A 19,937-nucleotide genomic window follows, 5' to 3' on the forward strand; every position below is an offset into this window, starting at 1 on the left:
AATGGATTCCGGGCTCGATGCTTCGCATCGCCCCGCAATGACGGGGAGGTCATTCCGCGCCGCAGCATTCCGAAAAATCTCTGTTGAGGCAAACAGGATTCGTTTTCCGGCTAGACGGCCGACCCGCCGCGGCAGAGTCTGCGCGAACCATTCGGAACATCGCAACCAGACCAACCGCGACACAGGAGATGGCGACATGGCAGCACTCGAAAAAGGCATCACCGCCAACGGCACGGGCTACGGCGGCAAGACCTGGAACATCCTGGGTCAGGTCTACTTCCCCAAGGCCGTGACCGATTCGACCTTTGCCTTCGAAACCAACAGCGAGCCCGGCCAGTTCGTGCCGGTGCACATTCATCCGACCCAGGATGAGTTCATCCTGGTGCAGGAAGGCGTGCTCGACCTCAAGCTCGACGGCGTCTGGGTGCAGGCCAAGGCCGGAGATCTGGTTCGCCTGCCGCGCGGCATTCCGCATGGCTACTTCAACAAGTCAGACAAGCCGGCGCGCGCGCTGTTCTGGGTGTCGCCGATGCAAAAGCTCGAGGCGCTGTTCAACCAGCTCCACAATCTGACGGATCCCGAAGAGGTGGTCCGGATCTCGGCGCAGCACGAGGTGAACTTTTTGCCGCCCGAAGCCAACGAATAGTTTCGCAACCGCCGGGCAACTACGCCGGTATCGCAACGCGTTGAGCCCTCAGTTCTGGGGCCGATCCCTGCTGGAGAATTGTCATGGTCAGGCAAAAACAGGTTTGCATCATCGGCGCCGGCGTATCCGGTCTGGCCGCTGCCAAAGCCTTCGCCGCGCGCGGGCACGATATCACGATCATCGAACGCAGCGGCGATCTCGGCGGCGTCTGGGAGCCGGCGCGGTCCTATCCCGAGGTGCAAACGCAAAGCCCGAAGGATCTCTATCGTTACACCGACAAGGCGATGCCGGATTCCTATCCGGAATGGCCGAAGGGGCCGCAGGTCCACGCCTATCTGGCCGAGTACGCCAAGGACAACGATCTCCTCGGTGCCATCAGCTTCAACACGGCTGTGGTGCAGATGGATCGCCGCCCCGATTCCAAGCCGGGCTGGCGGCTCGAGCTGCGGGGGCCGGATGGCGGTATCCGTCATGAGGATTTCGATTTTGTCGCGGTTTGTACGGGGCAGTTCAACGAGCCCCAGACGCTCAGCCTGCCCGGCGAAGACACATTCAAGGCGCAGGGCGGGCGCATCCTGCACTCCTCGCAATACAACGATCCTGTCATCGCCAAGGGGCGGAAGATCGTCGTGCTCGGCGGTTCGAAGTCGGCGACAGATATCGCGGTCAACGCGGTCAATTCCGGCGCTGCCGAAGTGACGCTGGTGTACCGCGAGCCGGTATGGCGGATTCCCTATTTCATCGGCGGCCTGGTCAATTTCAAACGCATTCTCTACATCCGCGCACAGGAGGAGATGTTCCGGAGCTGGGGGATCGGCGCGATGTCGCGGTTCGCGCATGCGGTCGCAAAGCCGTTCGTCTGGGCCAACTGGCGCGGACTGGAGAGCCTGCTGAAAGTTCAGCTCAAGCTCGGCAAATGCGACATGGTGCCGAAAGAGCGGATCGAGGATGGCGTCAATTGCTCGGTGCCGATTGCCACACCGGGATTCTTTCCGATGGTCGCCGACGGCCGCATCAAGGCCATCAGAGGCAGCTTTGATCACTACGAGGGCAATTCAATCGTGATGACCGGCGGACAGCGCGTCCAGGCTGATGTTGCCGTGCTCGCGATCGGCTACAAACTCGGCGCGCCGTTCCTGCCGCAGGCGTACCATGAAAAGCTCGTCGATCCCGACGGGCAGTACCGTCTCTATCGGCTGATCGCCAATCCAGACCTGCCCGAGATGGGATTCGTCGGTTTCAATTCGAGCTTCTGCACGGTGTTGTGTGCTGACCTCGCCGCGAACTGGCTGGTGCGCTATGCCGATGGCCAGCTCGCCCGTCAGCCCACGCCTCAGGAGATGCGGGACAACATCGAGATGATGCTGCATTTCAGGCGCGTCGAGCGCCCGGCGGCCGGCGTTTATGGCGGGCTGTGCGTCGCGCCGTATCACTTCAAGCATTTTGACGAGTTGATGTCGGATATCGGCGTGTCCGGACGCCGGGCCAATCCGCTGGTGGAGAAATTTACCCCGCCCGATGCCGCGGCCTATGGCCGCTTCCTGGCCTCGGCGCCGGCCTATCGCGCCGCCTGACGGGTTCCCATGGCGCTGCCGCCGTCAGGCTGGAGCGGGGAGGCGTGATTCAACCCGTGATTCTACCCTTGCGAAAAATTGTTTTAAGCCTAAAATGATTTGCGAGACGGCGTTGCCGGGCGTCCTCGATATTGATCTCGAGCCTTTCATGGATGGAAGCGAGGGGAGATGAAAATGTCAGGTATAACTCCCAGCCACACCCCTGGTCGGTCTCTTGGCCCGTCGGGCCATATCGACGATTTTTCGCGGCGAAACTTGCCACCTTCCGAGCAATGGCCGGACCTGCTGCTCGATCGGCCCGAGTTTCAATATCCGGAATATCTGAACGCCGCGGTCGAACTGACCGACCGTATCGTTGAAAACGGCTGGGGTGATCGGATCGCGCTGATCGGCAACGGCCGCCAGCGCACCTACAAGGAGCTGGCGGACTGGTCCAACCGCCTCGCGCATGCGCTGGTAGAGAATTACGGCGTCAAGCCCGGCAACCGCGTCCTGATCCGTTCCGGCAATAACCCGGCGCTGGTCGCGGCCTGGCTTGCGGCCACAAAGGCAGGCGCCGTCGTCGTCAACACCATGCCGATGCTGCGCGCCGGCGAACTGAGCAAGATCGTCGACAAGGCCGAGATTGCGCTGGCGCTGACCGACAGCCGCATCGCCGATGAACTGGTCGCATGCGCGAAGACCAGCCGCTTTCTCAAGCAGGTGGTGAACTTCGACGGCACGTCCAACCATGACGCCGAGCTCGACCGGGTGGCGCTGAACAAGCCGGTGAAGTTCGACGCCGTGAAAACGGGACGCGACGACGTTGCCCTGCTTGGGTTCACCTCGGGCACCACGGGCGAACCCAAGGCGACGATGCATTTCCATCGTGACCTCATGATCGTTGCGGACGGTTATGCCAAAGAAGTGCTCAATGTGACCGAGGACGATGTTTTCGTCGGCTCGCCGCCGCTGGCCTTTACGTTCGGGCTCGGCGGTCTTGCCATCTTCCCCCTGCGGTTCGGCGCGACCGCGACGCTGTTGGAAAACGCGGCGCCGCCCGAGATGGTCAAGATCATCGAGACCTACAAGGCGACGATCTGCTTCACCTCGCCGACGGCGTATCGCGCGATGATGGCTGCGATGGACCAGGGCGCCGATCTGTCGTCGCTGCGGATTGCGGTCTCCGCCGGCGAAACCTTGCCGGCGCCGGTGTTCGAAAACTGGACCCGCAAGACCGGCAAGACCATCCTCGACGGCATCGGCTCGACGGAGCTGCTGCACATCTTCATCACCAACCGTGTCGGTAACGCCGTCGCCGGGACGACAGGGCGGCCGGTTTCCGGCTATGAGGCGAAGATCGTCGACGACGACATGAACGAATTGCCGGCGGGTACCGTTGGCAAGCTTGCGGTGCGCGGGCCGACCGGATGCCGCTATCTCGCCGACAAAAGGCAATCGAACTATGTGCGCGACGGCTGGAATCTGACGGGCGATTCGTTTGTTAGCGATGCGAATGGACGGCTATCCTTTGTGGCCCGTTCAGACGACATGATCGTTTCTTCCGGCTACAACATCGCGGGTCCCGAAGTCGAAACGGCGTTGCTGTCGCATCCGGCCGTCGCCGAATGCGGCGTGGTCGGCGCGCCCGATGAGGCGCGCGGCATGATCGTCAAGGCCTATGTGGTTCTGGCGGGTGGCACCATGGGCGACGCCGCGCTGACGCAGGCGTTGCAGGATCATGTCAAGCAGACGATTGCGCCGTACAAATATCCGCGTGCGATCGAATATGTCGCGCAACTGCCGAAGACCGAGACCGGCAAGCTGAGGCGCTTTGCGCTCCGGCAGATGGCCGTGGCCGGAGCCGCGTCATCGCCTGATGTCGCCGCGGAGTGAATGCTTTGAATTGGACGAAGGAGAACAGCCGGTGACCGCGCCTAAAGGCCCCACTTTGACGGTGGTGCCTCATCCCAAGACTGACACCCCACCGTTTGGCCCGCAAGTGCTGCAGCCGAGCGGCTGGCCGATGCCGAAAGGCTATGCCAACGGCATGGCCGCCGATGGCCGCCTTGTGGTGACCGGCGGCGTGATCGGCTGGGATACGCAAGGGCATCTAGCGCCGGACTTCGTCGCGCAGGTGCGTCAGACGCTCGCCAACATTTCCGAAATTCTTGCCGAGGGCGGCGCTGGACCTCAGCATCTCGTGCGCCTGACCTGGTATGTCGTCGACATCGAGGAATATCTCGCGAGCCTGAAAGAGCTCGGCCGCGTTTACCGCGAGATTTTTGGCGCGCATTATCCGGCGATGGCGCTGGTGCAGGTGGTGCGCCTGGTCGAGAAGGCAGCGCTCGTCGAGATCGAGGCGACGGCGGTGGTGCCGCGCTGAAACCTGCTTGTCGGGTGTCGTCTTAGAGCTCTGTTCTCAGCTTCCAGAGCTCCGGAAAAAGTTCGACCTCGAGCATCTTGCGCAAGTAGGAGACGCCCGACGTGCCGCCGGTTCCGCGCTTCAGGCCGATGATGCGCTCGACCGTCGTGACGTGGTTGAAGCGCCAGCGGCGGAAATAGTCTTCGAAATCGACCAGCTTTTCCGCAAGCTCGTAGAGCATCCAGTGTTTCGCCGGCGACGCATAGACGGTCTTCCAGACCTCCAGAACCTCGTCGTTTGGCGTACGCGTGACGCGCCAGTCGGTTCGGCGTGCGTCTTCGCCGATGTCAAAACCATTGCGTGCCAGCAGCAGCAGCGCCTCGTCATAGAGGCCCGGCTCAGCGAGAATTTCCTCGAGCTTTGCCATGATGTCGGCGCGGTGGGCGTGCGGGCCAAGCAGCGCCAAATTGCGATTGCCGGCGAGGAACTCGATCGCGCGGTACTGGTACGACTGGAAACCCGAGGACTGCCCGAGCTGATCGCGAAACTCGGTGTATTCGCTGGGTGTCATCGTCCGCAACACGTCCCAGGCGGTATTGAGCTGCTCGAAGATCCGCGCGATGCGCGAAAGCATCTTGAAGGCGGGCTGCAACTGGTCGTGGCGGATCGCCTTGATGGCGGAACGGAGTTCGTGGATGGCCAGCTTCATCCAGAGTTCGGAAGTCTGGTGCTGGATGATGAATAGCAGTTCGTCATGCGCGTCCGAGAGCGGCTCTTGCGCGTCCAGAACGCGTTCCAGATGCAGATAATCGCTGTAGGACATGCGCCCTTCGAACGACATCTGGGCTCCCTCACGCGAGGAGTCGCCGGGCTTGCCAGTCATGTTACGAGCGCCTTTTTGCGGTAATCCGCGGTATCCCAGCGGCGATTGGTCAAGACGTCGGCGATGATTTCGACTGCCGCGCGAACCTCGGCTTCTCCGATGTAGAGCGGCGTAAAGCCGAAGCGCATCATGTCCGGCGCGCGGAAGTCGCCTATCACGTCGCGCGCGATCAGCGCCTGCATGATCGCGTAGCCATCCGGGTGACGAAACGAAACCTGGCTGCCGCGCTGCTTTCCGTCCCGCGGCGAAGCCAGCGTCAGTTCGGAACAACGTCCTTCGACTTCGCGGATGAACAGGTCGGCGAGCGCGATCGATGCACGGCGCACGTCGGTCATGCTGACGCCGTCCCAGACGTCGAGGGCGGCATCGAGCGCGGCCATCGCAATGATCGGGGGCGTACCGACCCGCATTCGCTCAATGCCCGGCCCGGCCCGATAGTCGAGGTCAAAGGCAAAGGGCGCGTGATGACCCATCCAACCGGAGAGCGCCGGCCGCGCCGTATCGGCGTGCTTCGGCGCTACATAGATGAAGGCCGGCGCGCCAGGACCGGCATTGAGATATTTGTAGGTGCAGCCGACTGCGAAATCGGCTTCGGTGCCTGACAGGTCGACCGGAATCGCGCCCGCGGAATGCGCCAGATCCCAGACCGTCAACGCGCCGGCGGCATGCGCCCTGCGCGTCAGTGCGCGCATGTCGTGCAGCCGGCCAGTGCGATAGTCGACTTCGGTCAGCATCAGCACCGCGATCGTTTCGTCGATGGCGGCTTCGACGTCTTCGGGAGCCACGACCTTCAACTCGTAGCCACGGTCGAGCGATTCAAGCAGACCGTTGGCGATGTAGAGATCGGAAGGAAAGTTGCCGGTGTCCGACAGGATCACGCGCCGCGACGGATTGAGTTCGAGCGCGGAGGCCAGCGCCTGGTAGACTTTGATGGACAGCGTATCGCCCACGACCACCGTGCCGTCGGCAGCGCCGATCAACCGGCCGATGCGGTTCCCGACACGGCGCGGCTGCGTCATCCACCCGGCGACGTTCCAGCCCTTGATGAGGTGCTTGCCCCATTCCTCCGATATCATGCGGCCGACGCGATCGGCGGCTGCAACGGGCAGGGGACCGAGCGAATTGCCGTCCAGATAGATCATGCCATCCGGGATGGCGAACCGGGATTTTGTTCGCGTGAAATCGGTCATGTCTTTCCCTGGTGCGCGCCCCGGCGGAATTATTCGCGCGGATATCAATTATTTCAAGCTTAAAATTTATGGGCGAGAAGCGCTTCCCGGTATAGACTTGTTGCCGGCGGATATCGATGGACATCCGCCCGGGCCCACAGGATGGAATGGAAACCGAACCGCGTGATTTTTCATCAGATTTACGACTGGAACGACGCCTATGCGAATGCTCCGAACATTCCAGGCGGCGAACGCTGGCCGGCGGCGTGGGTGCAACCCGCGCAGGCCTATCGCGATGCACTTCAAGGCAGCGGCCGCGCGACGCTCGATATCAGCTATGGCGAGCGCGCACGAAACCGCTTCGATCTCTTTGGACCGGAAGGCCGGCCAAAGGGCCTGGTCGTCTTCGTCCATGGCGGATTCTGGAAGGCGCTTGACAAGAGCTTTTGGTCGCATCTCGCGCGCGGATCGGTTGAAAGCGGCTATGCGGTGGCGATGCCCTCTTACACGCTGTGCCCGACTGTGCGCATCTCCGAGATCACGCGCGAAATTGCCGCGGCCGTCGAGCGCGCCGCCGCGATGGTCGAAGGCCCGCTTTTTCTGACCGGCCATTCCGCCGGCGGGCATCTGGTGACACGCATGATTTCGGCGACGTCGCCGCTCCCGGACGATGTCCGGGCGCGCATCCGCCACACCGTCTCCATTTCCGGCGTTCATGACCTTCGTCCGCTGATGAAGGCCGCCATGAATACGGACCTTCGGATCGACGAGGCCGAGGCGCTCGTGGAAAGCCCCGCATTGCTGGAGCCGATGCCGAATGCACGCGTGACATGCTGGGTGGGCAGCGCCGAGCGCCCGGAATTCGTCCGCCAGAACGCGCTCCTCGCCAACATCTGGACCGGGCTCGGCGCGAAAACCTGCATGATCGAAGAACCCGGCCGGCATCATTTCGATGTCATCGACGGGCTCGCCGATCCCGATCACCAACTCACCAGGACGTTGTTGTCTCCGTAGCCTGCTGAATTTCCGAAATGAACGGCGGTCGCGGTGTGGCCTTGCCACCAAATGGCTCTGACCTGCCAATCATGCTGGCTGAAACGTCTGCACCGTCTGTCGTGCACCCAGGGCATAGAGTTTTAAGAGCGCCTCGGTGACGGCGCTGCGCATGCGAGGATCGCTGCCGAGGTTGCCGAAAATCGAGTGCACCTCCAGCAGCGCGGGAGCAAGTCGCTCCGCGTAGGGGCCGGCGCGCTCGGCGATATCGGCCAGTTCCCTGGCTAGCGGATCGCGCACGTCGATGGCGCGTCCCTGTTCGTCCTTTGCGGTGACGTAACGCATCCAGCCCGCTACCGCGAGCGCATGCGTGTCAATCGAGAGGCCCAGCCGCAACCGATCCTGCATGGTGGCGAGCAGCCGCTGCGGCAGTTTCTGCGAGCCATCCATCGCGATCTGCCAGGTACGGTGATGCAGAGCGGCATTGGAAAAGCGCTGCAGGAGCGATGCGCTGTAGGCCGCAATATCGGTGCCTTCAGGCATCGCCAGCGTCGGCGCCGCGTCGTGCATCACCTGCTGGGCAAGCGTCGCAAAGCGATGGTCGGTCATGGTGGAAGCGATGGTCTCATGGCCGGCGAGATAGCCGAGATAGGCCAGCGCCGAGTGGCTGGCGTTGAGCAGCCGCAGTTTCATATGCTCGAACGGCGTCACATCCGAGACCATTTGCACGCCTGCGGCCGCGAAATCCGGCCGTCCTGCCGGAAAGCGATCTTCAACGATCCATTGCGTGAATGGCTCCGTCACCACCGGCCACGCGTCGGTCATGCCGAGCGCGGAGGAAACCTCGGCCCGGTCGAGCTCGGTGGTCTCCGGCACGATCCGGTCCACCATGGTCGAAGGGAAGGCGACCTCGGCTTCGATCCATTTGGCGAGGTTGCGCGATCGCAAGGCGGCGAACTGCGTCACGATGCGGCCGACGGTATGGCCGTTGGCGGAGAGATTGTCGCACGACAGAACGGTGAAGGGGGCTGCGCCTGCAATCCGCCGGCGCGCCAGCGCAGCCACCAGGAATCCGATGGCCGAGCGCGGGGTGCCCGGATTCTGCAGGTCATGAACGATGTCGGGATGATGCTCGTCGAGATCGCCGGTTTGCGGCGTGTGACAGTAGCCCTTCTCGGTGACCGTCAGCGAGACGATGCGCGTGGCCGGGTCAGTGAGGCGCGCGATCAACGGGGCGGGTTTCTCGTTGGCGACTTCGCATGCGAGAACCGAGCCGATGATGCGGTGGTCGGTGCCTGCGCCGGAGCGGACGGCGAGGGTGTAGAGGCAGTCCTGCGGGGCGAGGGCATCGCGCGTTTCCGAACTGCGCAGGCTGGCCCCGACGATTCCCCAATCCGTGGCGCCACTTGCAAGGAGGTCGTCGATCACCGCTGCCTGGTGTGCCCGGTGGAACGCGCCAATTCCGAGATGAACGATGCCCGGTGTGACGTGCGAGCGGTCATAGGCCGGGCGCCTGACATGGCCGGGAAGCCCGTCGAGGTTGGCGTCGGACAGGCGCAAATCGCCATTTTTCGGGCCGGAAGGCGGGTTTTTCGCCGTCTCGCTTGACATGGGAGGCTCGATCTATCAATCTTTGGTCAATTGGTAAGGCCAATATTCCCGATTTATTGGCCTTGGCCCGATCAAAGCAAGAAAAATCGATCACGTAAGGGGATCGTCAGGGAGAGCCGAGCGTGCCGCTCGAAGCCGTGGAAGCGCGACGTCTATATCGCCAGGTTGCCGATCAGCTCCGCGCCTTGATCGACAGCGGCGAATACCGCGTGGGCAGCCGTCTTCCGACCGAACGCGATCTTGCCGAACAATTGAAGGTATCGCGGCCGACGGTGCGCGAGGCGCTGATCGCCCTGGAAGTTGAGGGCCGGGTTCGGATCCGCGTCGGCTCTGGAATTTATGTCAGCGAACCGGCGGCGCTTGCACAGCCCTTGCCGGCGGCCGCCGAGATCGAGGGCCCGTTCGAGCTGCTGCGCGCGCGCGAATTCCTCGAAGGCGCCATCGCCGAACAGGCCGCGCGGGTGGCGACACCTGAGGACATCGCGCGCATCGACGCTTCGCTGGAGGCGATGGCCACCGTGCAGCATCCCGGCGAAGCCTCGATGATCCATGACCGCGCGTTTCATGTCGCTGTAGCCGGATGTCTCGACAACGCCGTGCTGGTCCGTGTGGTCGGCGAGTTGTTCGACCAGCGGCTCAATCCCTACTTCGCCAAGCTCGCGCACTACTTCGAGAATCCGCAATCCTGGGGCGCGGCGCTGGCCGAGCACCGTGCGATCCGCGATGCCATCGCCACACATGATCCGGACACGGCCCGCGTGACGATGCGCGAACACCTGGCGCGTTCGCAGGCTCGCTTTGCGCAAAATTTCGGGACGGAGGCGTCGTCCGCCTCCCGTGTCCGCGCAAGGAGCGGCTGAGCGACGAGAATTCGAACGGTTCGGCGAAACGCCGGGCCGGTTGGGTAACAAAAGTAAAATTGTAGCAAGGGAGGAATTCACGTGTTGAAGAAATTGACGATTGCATTCGCGGCGTCTGCTGCTGCGTTGTTGGCCGCGACCACTTCCGGCATGGCGCAGACCAAGCTGAAATGGGCGCACGTTTACGAAACCTCGGAGCCGTTCCACACCGCTTCCGTCTGGGCCGCCGGCGAAATCGGCAAGCGCACCAATGGGCGTTACCAGATCGACGTCTATCCGGCCTCGCAGCTCGGCAAGGAAACCGACATCAACCAGGGGCTTTCGCTGGGCTCGGTCGACATGATCATTTCGGGCTCGAGCTTCGCGGCCAAGAGCTTCCCGCCGATCGGCGTGACCTACTATCCCTACACCTTCCGCGACGCCGACCATCTCCTGGCCTATACCAAGAGCGACGTCTTCAAGGAGCTTACGAAGGGCTACGAGGACAAGACCGGCCATCGCATCGTGGCAGTGACTTACTACGGCGTGCGTCACACCTCGTCGAACAAGCCGATCAAGACCTGCGCCGACATGAAGGGCCTCAAGATTCGCGTGCCTGACGTGCCGGCCTATCTCGCGATGCCGCGCGCCTGCGGCGCCAACACCGCGCCGATCGCCTTTGCCGAGGTCTATCTCGCGCTGCAGAACGGCACCGTTGAAGCCCAGGAAAATCCGCTCACCACCATCGAGGCCAAGAAGTTCTATGAGGTGCAGAAGCACATCGTGCTGACCGGCCACATCGTCGATCATCTCAACACCGTGGTCTCCGGCGCGCTCTGGAAAAAGCTGTCTGAGGAAGACCGCAAGATCTTCACCGACGTCGCGCAGGAAGCGGCGGCGAAGGCGACTGCCGAGATCAAGACCAACGAAGCCAAGCTGGTCGATTTCTTCAAGCAGAAGGGCCTGACGGTGACCGAGGTCAACAAGGACGAATTCCGCGACACCGTGCTCAAGACCGTCAGCTTCGAGAGCTTCGACTACCGCAAGGCCGACTGGGAACGCATCCAGGCGGTGAAGTAAACGGCCTAAGTCTTTCGTTCGTGCTTGCCGTGAATTCACGGCAGGCACGGCGGGAGCTTTCAAACGCCAGTTCGGGGAGGGCGCATGTCGACGGTTGAAGTGCACAAGCAGATCACGGCGGATGAGATCGCCCATACGTTCGAGGACGAGGTCCCCAAGGGCGCCGACCTCAGGGGATATGCGCCCGAGGACTGGCTGGCGCTCGTGATCTTCTGGATCATGGCGCTGTCCGTCTTTCTGCAGTTCTTCACACGCTATGTGCTCAACGACAGTTATGCCTGGACCGAGGAGATCGCGACCTACTGCCTGATCGGCGTGGTCTTCATCGGCTCGGCAATGTGCGTTCGGCTGTCGCGGCATATCCAGGTCGATCTGGTCTTCCGCTATCTGCCGCATTTGCCGGCGCGCGCGCTTTCGACGGTCATCGACGTGATCCGTATCGCGTTCTTCGGATACGCCATCAAACTGGTCTGGCAATTCATCCAGATCATCGGCGATGAGCGGATGACCACGATCAAGTTTCAAAAAGGTTTTGTGTACTACGCCGTGCTGCTCGGCTTCGCGCTGATGTTTGCGCGCTCGATCCAGATCGCGGTCGAGAACTGGCGGCGGGGCTACTCGATTCTGGAGCGCCCGGGCGCCTTCGACGGAACGGAAGGGTAGGGCGATGCTGCTGCTGCTTGGGGGATTTCTGCTGCTGATGCTGGTTGGCCTGCCGGTCGCGCTGGCGATGGCGGTGTCGTCGCTGGTGTATATTCTCGTCACCGGCATCACGCCCGACGTGACGCTGGCGCAGCGCATGATCGCGGGCGTCGAGAGCTTTCCGCTGCTGGCCGTGCCGTTCTTCATCCTGGCCGGCAATCTCATGAACATCGCGGGCGTGACGGGGCGCATCTACAAGTTCGCGGTCGCGCTGGTGGGGTGGATGCGCGGCGGTCTCGGCCACGTCAATATCGTGGGCTCGGTGATCTTTTCCGGCATGTCCGGCACCGCGATCGCGGACGCCGCAGGCCTCGGCACCATCGAGATCAAGGCGATGAAGGATCACGGCTACTCGACCGAGTTTGCCGTTGGCGTCACCGCGGCGTCCGCGACGCTCGGCCCGATCATTCCGCCGTCGCTGCCGTTCGTGATCTACGGCATGATGGCGAACGTCTCGATCGGTGCGCTGTTCCTCGGCGGCGTGATCCCCGGCGTGGTCATGACCTTGGCCATGATGGCGACGGTGGCCTATTTCGCCCACAAGAACGGCTGGGGCAGCGATACGCCGTTCTCCTGGCCGCAAATCGGCTCAGCCGCTCTCGAGATCTTCATCGTTCTCGCATTTCCGCTGGTGGTCTGGCTGCTGGTCGTAGCCGGTCTCTCGGTGAACCTGGCGGTTGGCATCGGCCTCATCGCGTTGCTGGCGCTGGACTGGTATTTCGATTTCTCCGCCGTGATGGCGCTGATGGCGCCTGTCATCCTGATCGGCGGCATGACGCTCGGCTGGTTCACGCCGACCGAAGCCGCGGTCGCAGCCGTGATCTGGTCGCTGTTCCTCGGGCTCGTGCGTTATCGCTCGATGACGCTGCAGACCGTAGCCAAAGCGACGTTCGACACCATCGAGACCACGGCATCGGTGCTGTTCATCGTCACCGCGGCCTCGATCTTTGCGTGGCTGCTGACGGTGTCGCAGGCCGCGCAGACCCTGACCGACGCCATGCTCGGGATCACCCAGAACAAATGGGTGTTCCTGCTGCTTGCCAACATCCTGATCCTGTTCGTCGGCTGCTTCATCGACACCATCGCCGCCATCACCATCCTGGTGCCGATCCTGCTGCCGATCGTTCTGAAACTGGGCATCGACCCCATTCATTTCGGCCTGATCATGACGCTGAACCTGATGATTGGGCTCCTTCACCCGCCACTCGGCATGGTGCTGTTCGTGCTCGCGCGCGTGGCGAAGCTTTCCGTCGAGCGCACGACGATGGCGATCCTGCCGTGGCTGGTGCCGCTGCTGTTGGCGCTCATCGCCATCACCTACATCCCGGAGCTGACGCTCTGGCTACCGAAGTATATGGGACTCTCAAAATGACATCGATGGTTTTGGCCGCAACGCTGTTCGGCCCGGAAGATCTGCGCATGGTCGAGCGGCCGCTCGATCCGTTGGCGTCAGGCATGGTGCGGATTCGTTTCGGCGCCGGCGGCATCTGCGGCTCCGACATGCATTACTACCGCCATGCCCGCACCGGCGATTTCGTCGTGACCTCGCCGCTGGTGCTCGGCCACGAGATCGCGGGCGAGGTGGTCGAGATCGGAAGCTCTGCGTCAGACGTGAAGGTCGGCGATCGCGTCGCCCTCAATCCGTCGCGCTGGTGCGCCCATTGCAAGCCGTGCCGCGAGAACCGGCCCAATCTCTGCGAGAACATCTTTTTCATGGGCTCGGCCTCGAAGACTCCGCATATGCAGGGCGGCTTTGCGTCCTACTTCGACGCCGTCCCGGCGCAATGCGTGAAGATTCCCGATCATGTGACGTATCAGGCGGCGGCGCTGGCCGAGCCGCTGGCGGTGTGCCTGCATGCGGTCGCCCGCGCCGGTGACATCACCGGCAAGCGCGCGGTGCTGTTCGGTGCCGGTCCCATCGGCTTGCTGACCATGCTGGCGGCGCAGCGCGCAGGGATCGCGGAGACGACCGTCGTCGAAATTGCCGCGGCGCCGCTGGCATTTGCCACGAGGCTTGGCGCCAACCATGTCGTCGATATCTCCGGCGGCGAGGAGGCGCTGAAGGCGCAAGCCGCAGCGTCTCCGTTCGACGTGGCGTTCGAAGTCTCGGGAACGGCAGCGGGCCTGGCCAGCGCCATCGGCACCGTCAGGCGCGGCGGCGTCGTGGTCCAGGTCGGCAATCTGCCGGGCGGGCAGATCCCGGTGCCGGCGAATGCTGTCATGGCCAAGGAGATCGACCTGCGCGGCTCGTTCCGCTTCGGGGCGGAATTCTTCACCGCGGTCGAACTGATCGCCGACGGCAGCGTCGACGTGCTTTCGCTGGTGACGGCCCAACGCCCGCTTTCGGTCGCGCCCGACGCGGTGCGGCTGGCGCTCGACCGCTCGCAGAGCGTCAAGGTCGTGCTGACAGCTTGATTGCAATCCAGACTTCAGGAGATCGCCCATGATGCTGCAGGGATGGCGGTGGTACGGGCCCAATGATCCCGTCTCGCTCGACGATATCCGTCAGGCCGGCGCGACGGACGTGGTGACGGCGCTGCACCAGGTGCCGATCGGCGAAGCGTGGACGCGCGCCGCGGTCGAGGAGCGCAAGAGCCTGATCGAGAACGGCCAGCCCGGCCGTTCGCCGCTGACCTGGTCGGTGGTGGAATCGATTCCGATCCCCGATGACGTCAAGCGGCTCGGCGGCGGCGCGACTCGCTCGATCGAGGCCTGGATCGCGAGCCTCGAGGCGGTGGCTGCCGCCGGCATCAAGATCATCTGCTACAACTTCATGCCCGTCGTGGACTGGTGCCGCACCGATCTCGAATGGGAACTGCCGAACGGCGCCAAGGCGATGCGCTTCGACCAGGAACGGTTCGCGGCGTTCGATCTGCATATCCTGCAGCGTCCGGAAGCGCTGGCCGAATACTCCGAGGCCGCGCGGCGTCGCGCCAAGGAGGTCTATTCAGGGATGACGCAGGCCGATATCGATGTCCTCGTCACCAATATCGCCAGCGCGCTGCCGGGCTCCACGACCGATCCGCTGACGATCCCGCAATTCCGCGACCGCCTGCAGCAATATCGCGGCATCGATTCCGCGGTGCTGCGCCAGCACCTCAGCGAATTCCTCGCGCGCGTGACGCCGGTCGCCGAGCAGCTTGGGGTGACGCTGACGCTGCATCCGGACGATCCGCCGCGGCCGCTGTTCGGCCTGCCGCGCATTGCGTCCTCGGCGGAGGATTACCAGGCGCTGTTCGATGCCGTGCCCTCAAAAGCCAACGGCATCTGCTTCTGCACCGGCTCGCTCGGCGTGCGCGCCGAGAACGATCTGCCCGCGATTGCCAAGCGCTTCGCGCCAAGGATCGGCTTTGCGCACCTGCGCGCGACCAAGCGGGAAGGCGACGGCCTGTCGTTTTTCGAGTCCGATCATCTCGACGGTGACGTCGACATGATCGCGGTGCTCAAGGCGTTGCTCACCGAGAACCGCAAGCGTTCATCGAACGATCAGATTGTGTTCCGGCCCGATCACGGCCATCGCATGCTCGACGATCTCGCGGAAACCAAGCGCACCAATCCCGGCTATACCGCAATCGGTCGGCTGCGCGGGCTAGCTGAATTGCGCGGCGCCATCCGCGCCGTCGAACACGCCGGCTAGCACTACTTTGGCAGATTTTTGCGATTGATCGGCGCAATTGGATTCCCGAATCAGATTTTCAATGATTCATGGGTGGTCGGCTTTTGGAGGGCCGACCATGGTGGACACGAGGTCGAAGTGGGAAGACGAGCTTGGACGCTGGCTCAAGCCATTCCTGGATCGTTTAGGTCACAAGGCACGGCGGCGGATGTGTCCGCTGTATGTTTCGGGACTGATTGGACCGGGTGATCGCAAGAGCGTCCAGCCGATGGCGGCGCGGCTGGCACCGAACGACTATGATCAGTTGCACCATTTCATCGCTGATGGCGTCTGGGATGCGGCGCCATTGGAGTCAGAATTGCTCGTTCAGGCCGATCGCCTCGTCGGCGGCAAAGATGCGGTGCTGGTCATCGACGACACAGCGATGCCGAAGAAGGGCGATCGTTCGGTTGGTGTCGCTCCGCAATATGCCTCGTCTCTCGGCAAGACGGCCAATTGCCAAACATTGGTGTCGCTGACGCTTGCGCGGGGTGAAGTGCCGGTAATGGTGGCATTACGTCTCTTCATTCCAGAGAGTTGGACGAGCAACCCGGTGCGTTTGAAGCGTGCGGGCGTTCCAGTCGAGCACCGCGCAGCGCGGACCAAGCCAGAGATCGCCTTGGCGGAGATCGATCGCGTGATGGCAGCCGGTATGCGCTTCGGCTGTGTGCTGGCGGATGCCGGTTACGGCCTCAGCGCGCCGTTCCGTCAGGGGCTCACGACACGCGGCCTGGCCTGGGCCGTCGGTATCCCTCGTCACCTGAAGGTGTATCCGGTCGAGGTTAAACTGATCTGGCCGGTTGCCGGTCGGGGCCGTCCCCGCAAGCGGCACATTCCGGATATCCTATCGAGGGCGGCCGAAGATATGCTGGCCAATGCCAAGTGGCAAAATGTGAGTTGGCGAAACGGTACCAAGGGCCGGCTGGAAGCTCGCTTCGCCGCTGTTCGCGTGCGAACCGCCGATGGGCCACCTCAGCGGATCAAGGACATGGGCCAGCAGCATCTTCCGGGGGACGAAGCCTGGCTCATCGGCGAACACAGGACGTCGGGAGAGAAGAAATATTATCTCGCCAATCTGCCGGCCAAGACGAATCTGCGCACGTTAGCTGCCACGATCAAAGCCCGATGGATTTGCGAACAGGCCCATCAGCAGTTGAAAGAGGAACTCGGGCTTGATCACTTCGAGGGAAGATCCTGGCAAGGCCTCCATCGTCACGCGCTCATGACCATGATCGCTTACGCATTCCTCCAGCATCGGCGTCTCGCACAAGCGGGGCGGAAAAAAAAGAATCAATGGTCCACCGCCTCAGCCGAGCCTGCCGGCCGTACGCCAGGCCATCGTCGATCTCATCGTTCAACCACGACCTCAGCGATGCCCGTACTGCAGAAGACAAATCGGCGAAAAGCAGCGGCGTGAATAAATCTGCCAAAGTAGTGCTAGGCTGTGAACTCATAAATTCGGTTCTGCAGAAGCCTTGCCCATGTCCGCTTCGCTCCGAAAGCGACTGAATTGCTGCGTCGCCGCGCAATGACGCGATGTACCACTTGCGGCCGAAAATTCGATCGAAAATTTGAGCCCAACAACGGACGTGGAGATATCTTCAAGTTCCATCTTCGGTTCGATCGCGACTGACGCTTCCGCAGCGACGCACTCTCTCTTCATGAATTGGCGAACTCGATCGACGACGCTGTGCTCACTATCTATTAGTTAGCCGTATGGCTAACTGTTATTGACACACGTTTGTGCCTCCGCTATAGTTAGCTTTATGGCTAACCAATCAATGCAACTCGACCACGTTTTCGGGGCCCTGTCCGACGCGACCCGTCGTGCGATCGTCATGCGACTATGTGATGGCGAGGCATCCGTCGGAGAGCTGGCGAAGCCGTTCGAAATGGCGCTGCCGAGCCTGATGAAACACATCCGCATTCTAGAGAGCAGCGGCCTCGTTGCGTCCGAGAAGACCGGTCGCGTCAGGATGTGCTCATTGCAGACGGAAGCTCTCGCAACCGTCGAGGTTTGGTTGGCGGCCCAAAGGGAGATCTGGGAGCAACGACTGGATCGACTGGAAATGTACGTTGAGAAACTGAAGAAAGAGGAAAAGTCCAATGCCCGCAAACGCAAGTCAAAATGAAACGCCCCTGTCCACTTGGGCGCTCGATCGAGAGATCGTCCTCTCGCGCGTGATCAACGCGCCACGGGAGTTGGTTTTCTCCGCCTGGGCTGATCCGCAACATCTCCCCCAATGGTTTGGTCCGGCCGGTTTTAGGGTCGAGACAAAGTCAATGGATATTCGCGTCAACGGCGAATGGCGGTTCGATATGATCGCTCCCGACGGCAAGCGATATACGAACCGGATGCAATTCCGGCGCATCGAGAGGCCGCACCTGATCGAGATCGATCATGGCGCCGACAAAGACAACGATCCTGGCATATTCCGCACCACCATCACGTTCGATGAGCAGAGCGACGGCAAGACCGTCATCACTTTGCGGCAGTTGCATCCGACGAAGGCTCAGCGCGACGCGGGAATCGGATTCGGCGCGGTCGAGTTCGGTTATCAGACCCTCGAGAAACTGGCGCAGCACGTCGAACGCAGCAACGCTACTTAAACTGAAGCGAGCGTTTCTCGGCGCGGCCGGTTACCTGTCAGCGGTGGAATACATCGCGCCGAGGCCGCGACCGCGCAACCTGCTTCGCCGGATCGACCAGCGCTCGAGGCTGTTCTGCATCGCTTCGGCGAGCGCCGGACGCGCGTTCAACTGCTTTTCCGGCACGCATGCAATGATCGCATTTCGATCCTGGACGCCCTGCTCGTCGATGATCCACGTTCCCAGCCGGCCGCCGGCAAGCCGCGCGGCGATGCGATCGGGTACCGGGTCGATGTCGTTCGCGACCAACACGTTCATGACGATGCGGCCGCCGGGCGTCAACCGCGCGCGGATGGCGTCGCAGGTCTCGACGTCGAATTCGTCTTCAAAGTGAAAATCCGGACCCCCGACATCGATGGCGATCCCATCGTAAAGCAGATCGTCATCGAGAATGAACTTGCGGAAATCGGACACCATCAGCGGCAATCCGTCCGGCAGTCCAAAATATCTCTGAGCAATCACGAAGCTGATCGGATTGTTGTCGACGATCGTCAGCTTTTTTCCGAGACGCGCCAGCCTGGTGGCTAGATTTCCGCCGCCGCATCCCAGGACGAGAATGTTCGTCGCGCGATGCAGGAGTTCGTCCATGAGCCTGACATAGCTGAAGACGCTCTCGCCGTCGGGCGTAGCCTGACTCTGCCTGATACCTTCCTCGAAATAGATCCGCGTTCCGTCCGCGGAGCATTCGACGATTTCGATTGCGCCGTTCCTGCCCCGATAGCGCCCCAGCAACCGCACTTGACGTCACCATGCATTAAATAGGATGTTTGAAACATCGTTTATCATGTCGTGAATCGAATGCCAATCGGGCATAGACCCGTGCGAACCTCCCGTTTGATATACTGAACCTCTAAGTTGATGCTTGAGACGGTAATTTAGATGGGATAAATATATCCACTGCCGAACCGGGAGAACTGTCCCCATGATTACCGCCAATCAACTCAGGGCCGCGCGCGCGCTTCTGAGCATCGATCAGCGGCAAATGGCCGAGCTGGCCGATCTTTCGGTGCCGACCATCCAGCGCATGGAAGCCAGCGACGGTGTGATCCGCGCCAACGTCGATTCCCTGATGAAACTGGTTTCCGCGCTCGAGAGCGCCGGGATCGAGTTGATCAATCCGGGCGCCGCGAGCGCGACCGGCGGGCGAGGGGTGCGGCTGCGCGAACATCTCACAAATCCCAAGTCAAATCTCAAGTCAAAGAGCAAGACCGCCCGCCAGCCGAAGAGGGTGCTGGAGCGGGTTCGATAGCGTCCTCACGATGTAACGGCGCCGGCGTCCGCGCGTTCGAACAGCGCCAGCAATCCTTGCAGCATGGCTGTGGGGGCAGGCGGGCAGCCGGGAATGTGCAGGTCGACCGGGACGACCTCGGAGACGCCGCCGACGACCGCATAGCTGCCGGCAAAACATCCTCCGTTCCGCGCGCAGTCTCCGACCGCCACGACCCATTTCGGGTTCGGCGTCGCGTGATAGGTGCGTTCGAGCGCCTCGCGCATGTTTTTCGTCACCGGTCCCGTCACCATCAGGACGTCGGCATGACGCGGCGAAGCGACAAACCGCAGGCCGAACCGCTCGACGTCGTAATAGGCGTTGTTGAGCGCGTGAATTTCCAGCTCGCATCCGTTACAGGATCCGGCATCGACCTCGCGGATCGACAGGCTCCGGCCGAGCCGTCGCCGCGCGGCCTTCCCGAGCGCGGTGGCAAGCTCCGCCACGGCGGCATCATCGGGTAAAGGCGCCCGCTCGGTGAGCGGCCGGCGAAACACGCTTTCAAAAAGCAGCTTGCGCATCACA

Annotated in this window: 20 protein-coding genes; 15 read left to right on the top strand and 5 right to left on the bottom strand. The window is 62.3% G+C overall.

Annotated elements, in window-relative coordinates:
- The first annotated feature begins 196 nt into the window (after positions 1 to 196).
- From IVB05_RS14220 to IVB05_RS14235, 4 genes are all read left to right on the top strand, one after another.
- Entirely contained in the window at positions 197 to 646 is a 450-nt protein-coding gene (locus tag IVB05_RS14220; protein WP_247784975.1) for a cupin domain-containing protein, read from the top strand.
- Between the two features lie 83 nt (positions 647 to 729).
- A complete protein-coding gene (locus tag IVB05_RS14225) occupies positions 730 to 2,220 on the top strand; it encodes an FAD-dependent oxidoreductase (protein ID WP_247784976.1) in 1,491 nt (496 codons plus the stop codon).
- Positions 2,221 to 2,394: 174 nt separating this feature from the next.
- Positions 2,395 to 4,095 carry a benzoate-CoA ligase family protein gene (locus IVB05_RS14230; protein ID WP_247784977.1) on the top strand — a complete coding sequence of 567 codons (1,701 nt, stop codon included), beginning with the start codon at positions 2,395 to 2,397 and terminating at the stop codon, positions 4,093 to 4,095.
- A gap of 130 nt (positions 4,096 to 4,225) precedes the next feature.
- The gene (locus IVB05_RS14235) at positions 4,226 to 4,585 is read left to right on the top strand and encodes a RidA family protein (RefSeq protein WP_247786693.1); all 360 of its coding nucleotides are present in this window, start codon (positions 4,226 to 4,228) and stop codon (positions 4,583 to 4,585) included.
- Between the two features lie 22 nt (positions 4,586 to 4,607).
- Here IVB05_RS14235 and kynA read toward each other — a convergent pair whose 3' ends face one another.
- Both kynA and kynU read right to left on the bottom strand, forming a co-directional pair.
- Positions 4,608 to 5,447 carry a tryptophan 2,3-dioxygenase gene (gene kynA, locus IVB05_RS14240; protein ID WP_247784978.1) on the bottom strand — a complete coding sequence of 280 codons (840 nt, stop codon included), beginning with the start codon at positions 5,445 to 5,447 and terminating at the stop codon, positions 4,608 to 4,610.
- Positions 5,444 to 6,637, bottom strand: a complete 1,194-nt coding sequence (gene kynU / locus IVB05_RS14245; RefSeq protein ID WP_247784979.1) for a kynureninase — start codon at positions 6,635 to 6,637, stop codon at positions 5,444 to 5,446. Before kynU ends, kynA begins: the two co-directional genes overlap by 4 nt.
- 162 nt (positions 6,638 to 6,799) lie before the next feature.
- On the opposite strand from kynU, the gene IVB05_RS14250 reads away from it, so the two are divergent.
- Positions 6,800 to 7,630, top strand: coding sequence for an alpha/beta hydrolase (locus tag IVB05_RS14250; protein WP_247784980.1), 831 nt, complete (start codon positions 6,800 to 6,802; stop codon positions 7,628 to 7,630).
- Positions 7,631 to 7,699: 69 nt separating this feature from the next.
- Here the strand turns inward: IVB05_RS14250 and IVB05_RS14255 are convergent, their stop codons facing one another.
- A complete protein-coding gene (locus IVB05_RS14255) occupies positions 7,700 to 9,220 on the bottom strand; it encodes a mannitol dehydrogenase family protein (protein WP_247784981.1) in 1,521 nt (506 codons plus the stop codon).
- A gap of 122 nt (positions 9,221 to 9,342) precedes the next feature.
- Between IVB05_RS14255 and IVB05_RS14260 the strand changes: the two genes are divergently transcribed.
- The 9 genes from IVB05_RS14260 (at position 9,343) to IVB05_RS14300 (ending at position 18,106) form a co-directional block, all read left to right on the top strand.
- Positions 9,343 to 10,080, top strand: coding sequence for a FadR/GntR family transcriptional regulator (locus IVB05_RS14260; protein ID WP_247784982.1), 738 nt, complete (start codon positions 9,343 to 9,345; stop codon positions 10,078 to 10,080).
- Positions 10,081 to 10,161: 81 nt separating this feature from the next.
- Entirely contained in the window at positions 10,162 to 11,139 is a 978-nt protein-coding gene (locus IVB05_RS14265) for a sialic acid TRAP transporter substrate-binding protein SiaP (RefSeq protein WP_247784983.1), read from the top strand.
- Positions 11,140 to 11,223: 84 nt separating this feature from the next.
- A complete protein-coding gene (locus tag IVB05_RS14270) occupies positions 11,224 to 11,802 on the top strand; it encodes a TRAP transporter small permease (RefSeq protein ID WP_247784984.1) in 579 nt (192 codons plus the stop codon).
- A 4-nt stretch (positions 11,803 to 11,806) separates the two neighbouring features.
- Positions 11,807 to 13,213 (top strand): TRAP transporter large permease, encoded by a 1,407-nt coding sequence (locus IVB05_RS14275; protein WP_247784985.1) that lies wholly within the window; start codon positions 11,807 to 11,809, stop codon positions 13,211 to 13,213.
- Positions 13,210 to 14,256 carry an L-idonate 5-dehydrogenase gene (locus tag IVB05_RS14280; protein ID WP_247784986.1) on the top strand — a complete coding sequence of 349 codons (1,047 nt, stop codon included), beginning with the start codon at positions 13,210 to 13,212 and terminating at the stop codon, positions 14,254 to 14,256. Before IVB05_RS14275 ends, IVB05_RS14280 begins: the two co-directional genes overlap by 4 nt.
- A 31-nt stretch (positions 14,257 to 14,287) precedes the next feature.
- On the top strand, positions 14,288 to 15,478 hold the full coding sequence (uxuA, locus tag IVB05_RS14285; RefSeq protein WP_247786694.1) for a mannonate dehydratase: 1,191 nt from the start codon (positions 14,288 to 14,290) through the stop codon (positions 15,476 to 15,478).
- A 97-nt stretch (positions 15,479 to 15,575) separates the two neighbouring features.
- Positions 15,576 to 16,913, top strand: coding sequence for an IS701 family transposase (locus IVB05_RS14290; protein ID WP_247781157.1), 1,338 nt, complete (start codon positions 15,576 to 15,578; stop codon positions 16,911 to 16,913).
- Between the two features lie 349 nt (positions 16,914 to 17,262).
- Positions 17,263 to 17,628, top strand: a complete 366-nt coding sequence (locus IVB05_RS14295; protein ID WP_247786695.1) for a metalloregulator ArsR/SmtB family transcription factor — start codon at positions 17,263 to 17,265, stop codon at positions 17,626 to 17,628.
- On the top strand, positions 17,603 to 18,106 hold the full coding sequence (locus tag IVB05_RS14300; protein ID WP_247784987.1) for an SRPBCC family protein: 504 nt from the start codon (positions 17,603 to 17,605) through the stop codon (positions 18,104 to 18,106). Before IVB05_RS14295 ends, IVB05_RS14300 begins: the two co-directional genes overlap by 26 nt.
- A gap of 30 nt (positions 18,107 to 18,136) precedes the next feature.
- On the opposite strand, the gene IVB05_RS14305 is transcribed toward IVB05_RS14300, so the two are convergent.
- Positions 18,137 to 18,883: a class I SAM-dependent methyltransferase gene (locus IVB05_RS14305; protein WP_247784988.1), complete on the bottom strand. Its 747-nt coding sequence runs from the start codon at positions 18,881 to 18,883 to the stop codon at positions 18,137 to 18,139.
- A gap of 184 nt (positions 18,884 to 19,067) precedes the next feature.
- On the opposite strand from IVB05_RS14305, the gene IVB05_RS14310 reads away from it, so the two are divergent.
- Entirely contained in the window at positions 19,068 to 19,394 is a 327-nt protein-coding gene (locus IVB05_RS14310; RefSeq protein WP_247784989.1) for a helix-turn-helix transcriptional regulator, read from the top strand.
- A 5-nt stretch (positions 19,395 to 19,399) separates the two neighbouring features.
- On the opposite strand, the gene IVB05_RS14315 is transcribed toward IVB05_RS14310, so the two are convergent.
- Positions 19,400 to 19,933 carry an NADH-quinone oxidoreductase subunit B family protein gene (locus IVB05_RS14315; protein ID WP_247784990.1) on the bottom strand — a complete coding sequence of 178 codons (534 nt, stop codon included), beginning with the start codon at positions 19,931 to 19,933 and terminating at the stop codon, positions 19,400 to 19,402.
- Positions 19,934 to 19,937 lie beyond the last annotated feature (4 nt).

Origin of the sequence: Bradyrhizobium sp. 170, assembly GCF_023101085.1 — a bacterium.
Lineage (GTDB): Bacteria > Pseudomonadota > Alphaproteobacteria > Rhizobiales > Xanthobacteraceae > Bradyrhizobium.